The organism is Legionella gratiana (assembly GCF_001467695.1).
Classification (GTDB): Bacteria; Pseudomonadota; Gammaproteobacteria; order Legionellales; family Legionellaceae; genus Legionella; species Legionella gratiana.
Map to the genome: position 1 here is coordinate 34,849 of NZ_LNYE01000004.1, position 13,425 is coordinate 48,273.

Sequence of the window (13,425 nt, forward strand, 5' to 3'; positions counted from 1 at the left end):
CGTGTGCCGATAGTACAAAGTTAACACTCTAGAAACAAGATATTTAAAAATTTAATGTGCTAAACATTGCTTTATCGGAGAATACGCACGAAAATGTAGGTTTTTTAGTTATTCATCTAATGGTGTTAACTTAATCAATTGTACAAATTTTTGTGAATTAAAAATTGAGGAATGCTATGAGTTTAGTTTTTGCAGATAAAGTAGGATTAATTACTGGCGGTGCTCGAGGCATCGGTAAAGCAACTGCATTAAAGTTAGCTCAAGCAGGGAGCGATGTAGCTGTTGTTTATTACAATAGTTCTGATGAGGCTCAAGCTTTGGTTGATGAAATTCAGGCTATGGGCCGTAAAGCAATTGCTTTACAAACTAATGTAGCGGATCCTCTGTCCGTAAAAGAAATGTTTACCCAATTCAAAGAACATTTTAATCGGCTTGATTTTTTAATTAGTAATGCTGCCAGTGGTGTTTTAAAACCAGCCCTTAAGATGTCTACCAAGCATTGGCGCTGGTGTCTGGAGACCAATGCTCTGGCATTAAATCATTTGGTAATTGAAGGACGTCCGTTAATGCCTAAAGGTGGGCGCGTTATTGCTTTATCAAGTCTTGGTGCTCATAGAGCGATTCCTAATTATGCGTTTATTGGAGCGTCTAAAGCTGCTCTTGAGGCTTTAGTGCGCTCTTTAAGTCTTGAGTTAGCGGTTGATGGGATTACCGTAAATACTGTTTCTGCTGGGGTGGTTGATACAGATGCATTGAAGTATTTTCCTAACAGAGAGCAGTTACTCGATGAATATCAAGCCCATTCTTTATCAGATAGACCGTTGACGACACAAGATGTAGCCAATGCTATTTATCTGCTGTGTTTGCCCGAAGCTGCAATGATAAATGGGCATACTTTATTTGTTGATGCAGGATATAGCCGAGTTGGTTAATATTCCATCTTTTTTATGCTTTATGCCTTTAACAAAAAATATGATATAATTTTGGGCTTTGTAAATTAGCTGATTTCTGAGGACAATATATGAATGTAGCAGATGTTTATCCTAAAGTTAGGGAAATAGTTGCTGAGGTACTAGTGATTGACGAAGAAGAAATATCTCTTAACAGTCGGTTAATAGTAGATCTAGGCGCTGAATCTATTGATTTTCTTGATTTAGTTTTCCAATTGGAAAAAGAGTTTAAAATTAAAATTCCTCGTGGTCAATTGGAAAAGAATGCACGTGGTGATTTAGCAGAGAATGAATTTGAAAAGGGCGGTGTTATTACTGAGGAAGGACTAAAAGCGTTACAAAGTTATTTGAGCGAAGTTCCCGCAGAGCAATTCAAGCCCAATATGAAAGTGAATGAAATACCCATGCTTTTTACAATAGAAACATTTTGTAAATTAGTTGTTTCTGCAGTTAAAGAGCAACAAACTGCTGCAACTGAAGCTTAGTCTCTCAGTTGTTTATTTATCTTGGTCAATAGGGTTTAGATACTAATGAGATTTTTATTCGTTGATCGTATAGTTGAATCATTTCCTGGCCAGTTGATTCGGGGGATGAAACACATTACTCAAGAGGATACATTTCTCACGGTTGATGAACAGGGACGTCCTTGCTTTATCCCTTCTTTAATCGGAGAAACACTAGGTCAGTTAGCGGCATGGAATGTGATGCACCGTTTAGAGTTTACTCATAGACCTGTTGCTGGAATTGTTGCTAAGGCCGCTATGCACAGACACGCATATGTGGGAGAAACTTTATTATTAGAATCATTCATTGAGCGAATTGAAGATTCAGTAATGCAATATCATAGTATCGCACGGATAGGCGATGAAATGGTTTTTACTCTTGAAGGTGCATTAGGGCCTTTATTGCCTATGGATGAGTTTATCGATCCTGATGAGGTGAAACGGCAGTTTTCTGAAATTAATAGGCCAGGTGATTGGTCCAGTCTGAGTTTGGAAAGTACGCCATTATTAAATAGCGATCTCATGATAAACATGGAATTGCCGCTGACATCGATGACTTTTGATAGAGTTTGTTCCTGTGAGCCAAGAGTCAGTTTAATTGCTGAAAAGCGAATTACTCGTGCAGCTCTTTATTTTGCAGATCATTTTCCTAGAAAACCAGTATTACCTCTAACGGTATTATTGGAATGTAAGTTAAACTTAGCGCGAGAATTTGTTGCACGTTCAGGATATACGTTAAGCTATAGCGTCAGCGAACTACGCAAAATAAAAATGAATGAGTTTGTTCATCCTGGTGATGTTCTTGAGTGCTATGTAAACGTCAAAAAACAAACAGAAGAAGAGTTGATTCTCAGCTTTCGTAGTGAAGTTTTAGGTAAACGTGTTTGTGTAGTGGATGTGGTGCTTATTCCTAGAGGTAAATAAAAGTGAAAAAACGTCGAGTAGCAATTACAGGTTTAGGGGCAATTTCACCTATAGGTCTTGATGTCCAATCCACGTGGTCCAATTTATTGAGAGGGCAGTCGGGAATTGCTGAAATTAAACAATTTGATGCGAGTGCTTTTCCAACTTATATTGCAGCCGAAGTGAAAAATTTTATTCTTGATCCCAAATTGTCCTCAAAACGTACTCGTTTTTCCATGACATTTACTCAATATGCTCTTGAAGCCGCCCAACAAGCGTTCAATGATGCGGGTATTTTACCCACCGATAAGACAGCGTCACGTTGGGGTGTGGTTACAGGTAGTGGCATGATGACTGCAGAGTTTGACTACCTCTCACGGTTCCAACAAATAGGTGCACCAAATGGTGAAGCAGATTGGGGGCAGTTGCTTGCGAATACACAAGAATTTTATAAATTATCAGACTTTGGTAAAACTACGCCCAATTCAGGCTTGTCTTTATTAATCCAACAATTTGGAATCAGGGGCTACGCATCTTCCGTTCATACGGCATGTGCTTCAGGCGGACAGGCTTTAGGGCTGGCCATGCAGGTAATTCGTCGAGGTGAAGCTGATTTCATGTTGGCAGGGGGATTTGATTCTATGATTAACCCTTTAGGATTATCTAGCTTTTGTTTATTGGGTGCTTTATCAACCTATAATAGTACTCCAGAGACTGCAAGCCGACCTTTTGATGCAACCCGTAATGGTTTTGTCTTAGGTGAAGGGGCTGCATTTTTAATTTTAGAGGAATGGAGTAAGGCAAAAGCGCGAGGCGCCTCTATTTATGCGGAGCTCGCTGGTGAAGGGAATTCTTTAAGTTCTTATCGAATTACTGACTCACATCCCAATGGTGATGGTGCAATCCAAGCAATTGAACGCGCTCTTCAAGATGCAGGAATCAAGGCTTCTGATGTGGATTATATTAATGCACATGGAACATCGACTAAAATGAATGACTTAAGTGAGACCAATGCGATTAAAGCCGTGTTCGGTGAACATATTTCAAGTTTGCCGGTAAGTTCAACTAAAAGCCAAACTGGGCACTTGATCGCTGCAGCAGGAGCACTTGAAGCTGTTTTAGCGGTTAAATCTATAGAGCAAGCACAAATACCTAAAACAGCGAATTTAACTACACCGGATCCTGAGTGTGACTTAGACTATGTGGTTGATGGACCGCGAGAACGATCCTTAGGCGCGGTGTTATCTAATTCTTTTGGGTTTGGAGGCTCTAATAGTTGCTTATTGTTTAAGCATCCTGAGTTTGAAGGAGCAGGCCAATGAGTCAGAACAATAGAGTATTCATTACTGGACGAAGCGCATTAACCGCATCAGGAGCTACTGCCGATGCCACTTGGGACGCAATTATTTCCGGTAAAAGTGGAATTGCAGAAATAACTCAATGGGACTTATCACAATGGCCTCATCGTTTAGGTGGAGAATTAAAAGAATTTAATCCTGCAAAAATGTTGCCGGATCGAAAATTAGTCAAGGTAATTTCACGTCAAGATGTGATGGGAATTAATGCTGCAGTTCAGGCAGTAGAGCATAGCCAGATGATCCCTTATCGTGATGCGCTTGAAACTCCTAAAGAGTTTAATGAGCAGACTGCGGTTTTCGTAGGATCGCCTGGGAATAAATATTTTCAACAATATGATTTTTTACCTTTGTTAGCAAAAGCTCAAGGTAACATGCATCATTTTGCAGAGCATTTATTTGAAACAGTACATCCTATGTGGTTGTTACGTATATTACCTAATAATGTGCTTGCATATACTGGTATTACCTATGAATTTAAAGGTCCTAACCATAATGTAACCAATCATGCTGTTGGGGGAACACAAGCTTTATTGGAAGCATATCATGCGATAAGTAGCGGACAGGCAGAACGAGCGGTAGTAGTGTCTTATGATATGGCTGTAGAACCACAATCTTTGTTTTATTATGAGCAATTAGGTGTGTTAAGTCATCGCCATTTAAAACCGTTTGATGAAGAGCATGATGGTACAATTCTAGCTGATGGTGCTGCTGCTTTAGTATTAGAAAGCGAAGCAAGTGTTCGTGCGCGTTCTGCGGTTTGTTATGGGGAAGTTCTCGGTGGTTTGTCAACGAGTGAAGCACAAGGATTATTCTCTTTAGATGCAAGTGGTCAACAACTCGCAGATTTAATTCAACGCACGCTGGAATCTGTAACATTAAATCCAGAGGATGTGGGTTTTATTGTTGCTCATGGGAATGGGAATAGCAAATCAGATTATAGTGAATCACAAGCGATACAAAGAGTTTTTGGCCACCAACGACCTGTAACTGCATTTAAATGGTCTACCGGACATACTATCTGTGCCTCTGGATTGATTGATGCTGTTCTGGCTACTTGCGCGCTTGAATCAAAATGTATTCCAGGAGTGGCTAACTTTCAACGTATTGCGCCAAGTTGTGATGGTTTGTCAGTAAGTGCAGAGCATCAATCTTTAAAAAGCCCTTATGTATTGACCATTAATAGAGGATTTGCCAGTATGAATGCATGTTTGGTGATTAAAGCTTGTGACTGATTTGAAACAAACAATTAACGAATTGCCTGTAAGCCTACTAGGGCGTTTTGTCTATCAATTTTTACCCTACAAGCGGCAAATAATTATGGCAAATATTGATCGCGTCTATGGTGATCAATTAGATGTCGGCCAAAAGAAGCGACTTGCTCTATCTTATTACTCACACTTACTTAAATCTTTTAAAGAAGCACTACAATTGCGTTTTATGTCAGAAGAAACCTTACGGAATCAAGTAGAGGTTCGTGGTCATGAGAAGATGTTGGAGGTTGTGGCACAAAAAAAAGGAGTTTTAGTTCTTACCGGCCACTTCGGTAATTGGGAAGTAGCTCCTATAGGTGGAGTTTTAAATTTTAAAGAATTTCAAGGACAGTTTCATTTTATCCGAAGAACTCTATCCATTAAGTTTATTGAGCGAAGCTTATTTAAGCAATATTACCAAGTCGGTTTAAATGTGATACCGAAAAAGAATTCACTGGATAAGGTTTGTGCTGCATTGGAAAAAAATCATGCTGTGATTTTTGTTCTTGATCAACATGCCTCCTTAGCTAATCGTGATGGTATCGCAGTGGAGTTTTTTGGTACAAAAGCCGGAACTTACCGAAGTCTAGCAACTCTATCTCGTTATACCGGTGTTCCCGTTGTTCCGGCCGCAGGTTATAGGTTACCTAATGGCAAACATGTTTTAGAATTTTATGATCCTATTCCTTGGAAAGATTATGACACTGCTGCAGAATCTCTTTATCATAATACCCTAGCATATAATCAAGCTTTAGAGCGTATTATTTTAGCTCATCCTGAACAATGGAACTGGATGCACAAGCGCTGGAAGCTCAAACTTTAATACCATTCTCGTAATAGATCTCTAATGAGTTACTGATGTACTAAATGTAGGAACATGTTCCACTTTAAAACTGTCATCTTCTTCTTTAGGTGGATTTCCTATTTTAGCCAAGAAACATCCAGCCAATTGCCAAGCTGTTTGTGCATACTCTGATGCTTCATTTACATATTCAGATAAGACTTTGGTTGTGCTTTTTACAAAATCGGAGGTCTGAGCATTTTTAATGAGTTTTGGAATGGGTGTAACCACTAATTCTGGCATAACACAATTTAACTCCTCAGAAATATAGCGAAGTTGATCTGAATCCTCATTGATTTGTGTCAGTAAAAAATTGACCTCGTCGCGTGATTTTTCTTTTATCATTATCTCCAATAGGCGCAATTGATTCATGACAAAGGGATTTTGATTCTCATTTAGCCAACGGAAAAGTGCGGGGTTTTCTTCCTTTTTACGAATCACATAATGATATAAGTTATGGAGTTTTTTTCGCGTTTCAAGTTCATTTTTAGGCATTGTTTGTAATGAATAAATATCCAACGCTTTCATGATGTCTTCAAATTTTTCTTGGGTTAATGGAAGATTTATTTTGTTTAATAAAATAAGAAGATCTTTCTCTGGTTCATTAATAGAGAGCAATTTTTTTACATGCTTTCGAGGCGATTTTTTAGGTGACTCCTCAAGAGTCCATGATTCCGGAGCTACATATTCAGGTAGATTGGGTTTAAATAAACCTGTCCAGCCATAAGTCCAGCATCGTTTTATCAATTTGATTACACCCGAAAAAAAACCTTGTTCTTTAGTAAAGCTTAACTCCAGTCTTGCTTCTGATAAAGCTTTTTGGGCAATTTGAATAATTTCCGGATTTTTTTCGGAATTGAGGTTTTTTAGGGCTAAGGTACATAAATCGACTACTCTTTGGTAATTTTCTTTTCCACCGCGTAGACCAAAATAGCGAATAATTCTTTTTGCATCAAATAAAAATAATTGATAACTAATTTGTTCATCAAAAAAAGAAGGATAGTTTAAAAAAGTTGTAAAGATTGCTTCTTTCACTGTTGTCTCTAATTCAGGACGTGTCAACATAAAGCCGAGATGATGTATTGCTTGAGAACGGCTTTTAAAATTATCAGAATGGTGATAATACTCCATATAATCATGGAGTAATTTGCTTATGGATTCAGAGCTTCCCTGATAATGTATTAAAAAATATTCAAAACAATTAATGGATTTGTTGCGTTTGATTAATCCGCTTATAAATGGACTTTCATCAGCTCCCCCAAGTTGCTTATTTTGCTCTTTAAAGGATTCAGGAACTACTGGATTTAAATTAATATTTTGGACCATTCTTTGCAGATTGAGTTGATTATTTTGGTAAAATAATGCGATGTTTCCTTCTTGGGCATTTGTTCTTAGATAGCGATTTGTTAAGAAAGCGGTTTTATTAGCCAGCTCTTTGAAGGCAAGTTTATCATTTAAGAAAAAAAGTAATTCAATTGCAGAAGGTGAAAAAGAGTGATTTTTTTCTAATAATTTTTTCGTTAATTGATTAATATAGGTAGCAAGTGCTTTGTTGTAATGACCATTAAGGTAAAGGCGGATTGCTAAAATCAAATGAGACTCTTTGTTGGCATGTTCTAAGAATCTTTGAGGGATATAATGGAACAATTCAAAGTGCTCAATAATATTAATAATCATCGCTTCTTTTTGGTTCGGTTCTATTTTGCTTAATTCATCAATAATGTTAGTTCCTGCCAATTTCATTAGATGAGCTAATAGATAATGGGCATTAGGCATGGTCGCAAAATGGTTCATCCAGTACACAATAAGTTCGTGCTTTGCATATCTTCCAATTAAAGCTTCTGTTTGTTCTCTAGTAAGTAGGTGAAAATGAGGAACAGAACAAAGAATACTTACTGCAGCCTCAGGTTCTAATTCGTTTATCATCGCGTTTGTGAGTATTTTTAAATCGAGTTGATGTATCAATGCATTAAGGCGAGACGGGGTATGATTATCACGAATGGTTAATCGATGTAACAAAGAAGTGCCTTTTAGAGAATCCAAATACTCTTTTTGACTTAACAGATATATGATTAATAAAGATTTTACACTTGAGTTTTGGACGATTTGAATGGAGTCAATGATTTCTGGTAATGTCAAACATCCTTTTTTGAGTGTGGTTAAAAAATGTGCTTGGGATGCTGTATTTTTATTAATTGCAGTTAAATATTCTGGATTTCCCATAGCTGCTTTGAATAAATCAATGTTTTGTATTTTGCTTCCTGTCATAGCCCTCTCCTATAGAACTCACATCGGCTTCCAATTTAAAGGTGAAAGGTACGAGTTGAGCCTTCATTCAGAATAACTCTTTGTAAAAAAAATTCAATACTTGTGTTAATTTTGCCTCAGTATAGGACAAATTTTTTGTCCTATATCACATAATTGTGTTGTTATTGGCAGATTTATATGAAGTGATTTTATATCCTGGGCTAAGTTTATAAGAGCGAGAACACGAAGAAAGGGATCGCTAAAATAATGTGCCTTCATAAACAAAAACAGCAGGGCCAGTTAAGCAAATTGGTTGATTAAACTCTGGCCAATCAATCAGCAAATCACCGCCAGGTAAAGTAACTGTTATTTGTTTATCCATCTTATAATATAAACATCCTACTGCCGCGGCTGCAACGGCTCCACTGCCGCATGCTTGTGTTTCCCCACAACCCCGTTCAAAGACCCTTAATTTAATATGTTGCGGAGTTACAATTTGCATAAATCCAACATTTGCTTGCTCGGGAAAACACGGATGTAGGCTTATTTGTTTTCCCAAAGTAAGCACAGGAGCTGCTTGTATATCCTGAACCAATAAAACAGCATGAGGATTACCAACGCTTAGAGCATGTAAGAAAAGCGTTTCATGGTTTGAAAGCTCTAAAGTGTATTTTTCAGATTGCTCTTTAGCCAGGAGAGGGATATCTCCGGGTGCTAATTTTGGAATACCCATATCCACACGTACATGTTGATCGGCATTAATATGTAAATTCATTTTTGTTGTTTTAGTGGCAATTGTTAAATGGTTTTTATCGGTTAAACCATAATATTTGGCAAATAATGCAAGGCAGCGTGCTCCATTTCCACATTGTCCTACTTCTTGGCCGTCAGCATTAAAAATTCGATAATTAAAATCAACTCCTTCTTGATAGCTGGATTCAATCAGCAAGCATTGATCAAAACCAATGCCCGTATTACGTTGAGCCATTATAGCTATTTGTTGAGGATTGAGGTTTATATGTTGATTAATGCCATCAATCACTATGAAATCATTGCCTAAACCATGCATTTTGGTAAATCTAATGGCCATCATTTTTCCTATTGAAAATTATCTAACTGGTTTTATTTAGAAGTCCCGTTATTTACTTGGAGCATTTTTTGTCGATTCTGGCAAATAAAGTGGTCCTTTTTGTCCACAACTTGATATAAATAAAGTGATGCCAATTACCAATACTAAGTGTAGTCGTTTCATTAAAAAGAGTCATTAATTATGAAAAAAAGAGTATTTACCACTTATTGGCGTAAAAATTCAAGTAATATAATAATATTGGTTGTTTTTATTTTGCCCGTATTTGTCACTTATTTTTATGAGGTTATTTTTTTTAAGCACAGTATTTAAAGGGTATAACTTGCACTGTGCTTATGCATTAGCGATAATTTCTCTTTTTTGTCAGGGGATTGGTTTTGAATGTGTTTATAAATGAGTCTGGAGATCACGCTCAAGCATGTGTTATTTGGATGCATGGATTAGGTGCTGATGCTTCTGACATGATGGGTTTAGTTGATCAATTAACAGTTACTGATATCGTGTTACGCCATGTATTTATCAATGCGCCTCAGCGTCCGGTCACGCTTAATGGCGGAATGGTTATGCCTGCATGGTATGATATTATGGGTATGAAATTAATAGATAGAGAAGATAAAGAGGGAATCGAGCAGTCTGAATTGTTGATTCGAAAAGTTATGGAGGAGCAATTAAACGACGGTTTTTCATACAATCAGATTTTTTTAGCGGGCTTTTCACAAGGAGGGGCTATGGCATTACATACAGCTCTTCATACCCCAGCTCAACTCGCTGGAGTGATTGCTTTGTCGGCTTATTTGCCTCTAGCGGCACATAATAGGCCAAAACTCGATAAAAGTACGCCTTTTTTTATAGGGTCTGGGCAATTTGATCCTCTTGTTTTGCCTCAATGGACTGAATTAAGTAAAGATTGGCTATTGAATCAAGGATATAAAAATATTTCTTATTATCAGTATCCTATGGAACATTCAGTTTGTTATGAAGAAATTAAAGAGCTTAGCTTTTGGTTAAAACAAGTTACGGGAGAAGCGTAATGCCCATAGTGAAGAAATCACGAACTGTTAACTATACGTGTGAGCAAATGTTTGCTTTGGTGAATGAAGTAGAGCATTATGCGGAGTTTTTACCTTATTGTTCTGAAAGTTTAGTGCATCACCGTGATGAAGATGAAGTCCAAGCAACTTTGGTGATTGGTGCTGCAGGAATGAGTAAATCGTTTACTACACGTAACAGACTCCAAATTAATAAAATGATAGAAATTCGGCTTGTTGATGGTCCATTCAGTCATTTAGAGGGTTTTTGGCGTTTTGATGAAGTAGAAGAAGGGTGCAAAGTTTCTTTTGACTTGGAATTTGAATTTGCTGGACGTATGTTTTCTATGCTTCTTGGGCCAGTATTTGAGCAGGTTACTGATAAAATGGTAGATTCTTTCTGTGAGCGAGCAAAAACAATTTATGGTAAAGATTGAAGTTGTTTATGTGCCTTTAAAAAAAACTGTAGTACATAAGATACTTGAGCTCAAATTAGGGGCGACAGTTTCTGATGCCCTTCATGCATCAGAAATATACGTCACTTATCCTGAGACACGTAGTTTTCCTGTTGGCATTTTTTCAAAACAAGTCTCTTTGGATCAAGTACTTAAAGAAGGGGACAGGATAGAAATATACAGGCCGTTGATTTTGGATCCTAAAGAAAATCGACGGAAAAAAGCAAAAGTTCTTTCGGAAAAAAACAAATCGTAATCTTAGGATGCAACAGAATTTGAGTTTTTACGTAAGGATAAAGCCCGAAAGCAATAAATCCCAATTAGAAGAACGTGAGTTCGATATAAAAAATTTTATATCGAACTGATTTTGTTTGGAATTGCCATTTATTCTTGATTGATGTCTGGTTGTGCGAGTGCTGTCCCTACACCAGGGTTTAGTTTGTCGCGCTCTATACGAGTCAGTCTATCATTATGGAAATATAAGCTCACAGTAGACATTTTGATAGGTCCGTGGCCTCTACGCCAAGTATAGGCATAATCCCAGCGATCATGATTAAATACAGGGCTTAGTAAGCTCGTTCCCAATAATATAGCGACATCATTCTTACTCATTCCGATCTTTAAACGGTCAAGAGTGGATTTTGGTAATAAATTTCCTTGTTGTACTACGCGTCGAGAAAGATCGAACGAGGTACAATGGGTTAGGGTTAAGGTAAGTACAATTCCTAATAGAAAAATTATTATTCTCATTTTTTTGCCTATCGTGAAAAATTTCGCCATAATAACACGTCAGTTAATGAAACACACCTGCAATAGTAAAGGCAACTTTATTGCATTGAGGAGCACTAATGGAAGAAAGTAAGCAGCTAAAAAATGCTGGATTAAAAATTACTTTACCACGTTTAAAAGTATTGCAAATCTTGGAGCAATCTCCAAATCATCATTTAAGTGCAGAAGGAGTTTATAAAGCATTGCTTGAGACTGGGGAAGATGTAGGGCTTGCCACAGTATATCGTGTGTTAACGCAATTCGAAGCTGCGGGATTAGTTACTCGTCATAATTTTGAGGGAGGACATTCAGTATTTGAATTGAGCCAAGGAGAGCATCATGACCATTTGGTATGCATAAGATGTGGTTGTGTGGAAGAGTTTGTTGATGAACTAATAGAGCAAAGGCAGAAAACTATTGCTGATAGAGCTCATTTTCAGATGACGGATCATGCTTTAAATATTTATGGAATATGTCCCAAGTGTCAACAATTAACCTGAGTTCGAGGTTTTATAGTTCTTTTTTACCGAGTAGGAAAAAAGTTTTTACAGTGCCTATCCCTTTCATTTCTAGAGTTCCTCTCGGTTCCATAATGAATTCATCTTCAAGCATAAAAGCCATTTTTTCTGAAATATGAATTTTATTAGGAAGGGAGGTTTCTTCCAATCGGCTCGCTAAATTGACTACATTCCCCCATATATCATAAACAAATTTTTTATGGCCAATAACACCTGCAATTACAGTGCCATAAGTGATGCCGATACGAAATTGGAGTTGCATTTTATTTTCTTGATTAAACACCATCATTTTTTCCAGGATAGCTAGGGCATAGTTTGCTATATTGATGGCATGCCTTGTTGTTTGTTCAGGAACACCTGATACAGCCATATAGTTATCACCTATAGTTTTTACTTTTTCAACATGATATTTTTCAGTGAGGAGATCAAATTCAGCAAATAGACGATTTAGGATATTTACCGTTTTTTTGGCGCCTAATTGCTCTGTTAGCTGAGTAAAATTGATAATATCTGCAAACATGACACTGGCTTGAGAAAACTCATCAGCAATATCCTCCTCACCCATTTTCAAGCGTGATGCGATAGGTTCTGGCAAAATATTTAATAGTAATAAATCATTTTCATCATTAGCTTTTGAAATTGATTTTAATGCATGAATAATAAAGAAGATCATGAGTATTGTTGATAAAAATGTAAATAATAGGGTCAAAGTAATAACTTTTGACATCTTAGCGTCAATTTTTTCATTGCTAAGTAAAGTTCGATAATCTACATGCTCAAAAAAAGCCTGCAATGGTTTCATTATATTTAATTTTGCCATTAAGTATTCATGACCAAAAACCAGATTTTGGGCGAGCTTAGGGTTAGGTTCTCCGATAATAGTATAATTACCTTCTTTATCTTGATATTTCCCTTCGATCATATTCATCGCTTTAACTTCGGTCTTTACCAGCTCATTACTTTTATTTTCAACCTCTGTCAGCAATGCGAATTCTTTCAGGCTGAAATTATGCTCTAGCATCATTGCCGCGATGGACTTTTTTTCGCCATAAGGTTGGGGGCGTTTATCGTCAATTATTAAATCCCAATAAATTTCATCATAGTTTAATGGCCTAGGTGATTGTCCCGCCCGTATTGACAGAATTTCATTATAATAATCGCGGTATTTCTTTTCGCCAGTCATCACATAAAGTCGTACCATATCCGTTAAGTCATCAGAGCTTTGGCGAAGGCCGTCAGCGATTAGATAAGATTGATAACGTTCATTGGCGTCAATATTTTCTTGTATAGCAATATGTTTTAATGAAAATAAACTTATGATTAGACCCAAAAGCGAAAGAGTCAGGAAAAAGAAAAAGTACTTTAGGAAGTAGGCATTTTTAAGATTGAGCTTGGTTATTCGCATTTTGCTCTAAAGTGTTGTCATCTTACGTTGAAGAATAGCTTATTTATATTAATTGAGCTATTTCTAATAACCGATTTTAAATGCTATTCTAAAAGAAAGCGATAGCATATTT

The 13,425-nt window shown here is 37.0% G+C and carries 15 protein-coding genes; 10 read left to right on the plus strand and 5 right to left on the minus strand.

Annotated elements, in window-relative coordinates; translation table 11 throughout:
* Nucleotides 1-176: 176 nt before the first annotated feature.
* The 6 genes from fabL (at nt 177) to Lgra_RS02040 (ending at nt 5,787) form a co-directional block, all read left to right on the plus strand.
* Nucleotides 177-932, plus strand: coding sequence for an enoyl-[acyl-carrier-protein] reductase FabL (fabL, locus tag Lgra_RS02015; protein ID WP_058497614.1), 756 nt, complete (start codon nt 177-179; stop codon nt 930-932).
* A gap of 89 nt (nt 933-1,021) precedes the next feature.
* Nucleotides 1,022-1,435: an acyl carrier protein gene (locus Lgra_RS02020; protein ID WP_058497615.1), complete on the plus strand. Its 414-nt coding sequence runs from the start codon at nt 1,022-1,024 to the stop codon at nt 1,433-1,435.
* A 45-nt stretch (nt 1,436-1,480) separates the two neighbouring features.
* The gene (locus Lgra_RS02025; RefSeq protein ID WP_058497616.1) at nt 1,481-2,377 is read left to right on the plus strand and encodes an ApeI family dehydratase; all 897 of its coding nucleotides are present in this window, start codon (nt 1,481-1,483) and stop codon (nt 2,375-2,377) included.
* A gap of 2 nt (nt 2,378-2,379) precedes the next feature.
* Entirely contained in the window at nt 2,380-3,678 is a 1,299-nt protein-coding gene (locus Lgra_RS02030; RefSeq protein ID WP_058497617.1) for a beta-ketoacyl-[acyl-carrier-protein] synthase family protein, read from the plus strand.
* Nucleotides 3,675-4,946, plus strand: a complete 1,272-nt coding sequence (locus Lgra_RS02035; RefSeq protein ID WP_058497618.1) for a beta-ketoacyl-[acyl-carrier-protein] synthase family protein — start codon at nt 3,675-3,677, stop codon at nt 4,944-4,946. Before Lgra_RS02030 ends, Lgra_RS02035 begins: the two co-directional genes overlap by 4 nt.
* The gene (locus tag Lgra_RS02040; protein ID WP_058497619.1) at nt 4,939-5,787 is read left to right on the plus strand and encodes a lysophospholipid acyltransferase family protein; all 849 of its coding nucleotides are present in this window, start codon (nt 4,939-4,941) and stop codon (nt 5,785-5,787) included. Before Lgra_RS02035 ends, Lgra_RS02040 begins: the two co-directional genes overlap by 8 nt.
* Nucleotides 5,788-5,808: 21 nt before the next feature.
* Here the strand turns inward: Lgra_RS02040 and Lgra_RS02045 are convergent, their stop codons facing one another.
* The 3 genes from Lgra_RS02045 to lptM form a co-directional block, all read right to left on the minus strand.
* On the minus strand, nt 5,809-8,073 hold the full coding sequence (locus Lgra_RS02045) for a hypothetical protein (RefSeq protein ID WP_058497620.1): 2,265 nt from the start codon (nt 8,071-8,073) through the stop codon (nt 5,809-5,811).
* 238 nt (nt 8,074-8,311) lie between these two features.
* Complete coding sequence (gene dapF, locus Lgra_RS02050; protein ID WP_058497621.1) at nt 8,312-9,142, minus strand: diaminopimelate epimerase; 831 nt, start codon at nt 9,140-9,142, stop codon at nt 8,312-8,314.
* A gap of 48 nt (nt 9,143-9,190) precedes the next feature.
* A complete protein-coding gene (gene lptM, locus Lgra_RS18575; RefSeq protein WP_083502836.1) occupies nt 9,191-9,304 on the minus strand; it encodes an LPS translocon maturation chaperone LptM in 114 nt (37 codons plus the stop codon).
* A 212-nt stretch (nt 9,305-9,516) separates the two neighbouring features.
* Here lptM and Lgra_RS02055 point away from each other — a divergent pair, with 212 nt between their 5' ends.
* From Lgra_RS02055 to Lgra_RS02065, 3 genes are read left to right on the plus strand one after another with little or no spacing between them, the layout of a single operon-like run.
* Entirely contained in the window at nt 9,517-10,170 is a 654-nt protein-coding gene (locus Lgra_RS02055; RefSeq protein ID WP_083502837.1) for an alpha/beta hydrolase, read from the plus strand.
* On the plus strand, nt 10,170-10,604 hold the full coding sequence (locus Lgra_RS02060) for a type II toxin-antitoxin system RatA family toxin (protein ID WP_058497622.1): 435 nt from the start codon (nt 10,170-10,172) through the stop codon (nt 10,602-10,604). The genes Lgra_RS02055 and Lgra_RS02060 overlap by 1 nt, the downstream gene beginning before the upstream one ends.
* On the plus strand, nt 10,591-10,878 hold the full coding sequence (locus Lgra_RS02065; RefSeq protein ID WP_058497623.1) for an RnfH family protein: 288 nt from the start codon (nt 10,591-10,593) through the stop codon (nt 10,876-10,878). The genes Lgra_RS02060 and Lgra_RS02065 overlap by 14 nt, the downstream gene beginning before the upstream one ends.
* Nucleotides 10,879-11,006: 128 nt before the next feature.
* Here Lgra_RS02065 and Lgra_RS02070 read toward each other — a convergent pair whose 3' ends face one another.
* Nucleotides 11,007-11,402: an outer membrane protein assembly factor BamE gene (locus Lgra_RS02070; protein WP_058497624.1), complete on the minus strand. Its 396-nt coding sequence runs from the start codon at nt 11,400-11,402 to the stop codon at nt 11,007-11,009.
* A 68-nt stretch (nt 11,403-11,470) separates the two neighbouring features.
* On the opposite strand from Lgra_RS02070, the gene fur reads away from it, so the two are divergent.
* Entirely contained in the window at nt 11,471-11,890 is a 420-nt protein-coding gene (fur, locus tag Lgra_RS02075) for a ferric iron uptake transcriptional regulator (protein ID WP_058497625.1), read from the plus strand.
* Nucleotides 11,891-11,900: 10 nt separating this feature from the next.
* Here fur and Lgra_RS02080 read toward each other — a convergent pair whose 3' ends face one another.
* On the minus strand, nt 11,901-13,313 hold the full coding sequence (locus Lgra_RS02080) for an adenylate/guanylate cyclase domain-containing protein (protein ID WP_058497626.1): 1,413 nt from the start codon (nt 13,311-13,313) through the stop codon (nt 11,901-11,903).
* Between the last annotated feature and the right edge of the window lie 112 nt (nt 13,314-13,425).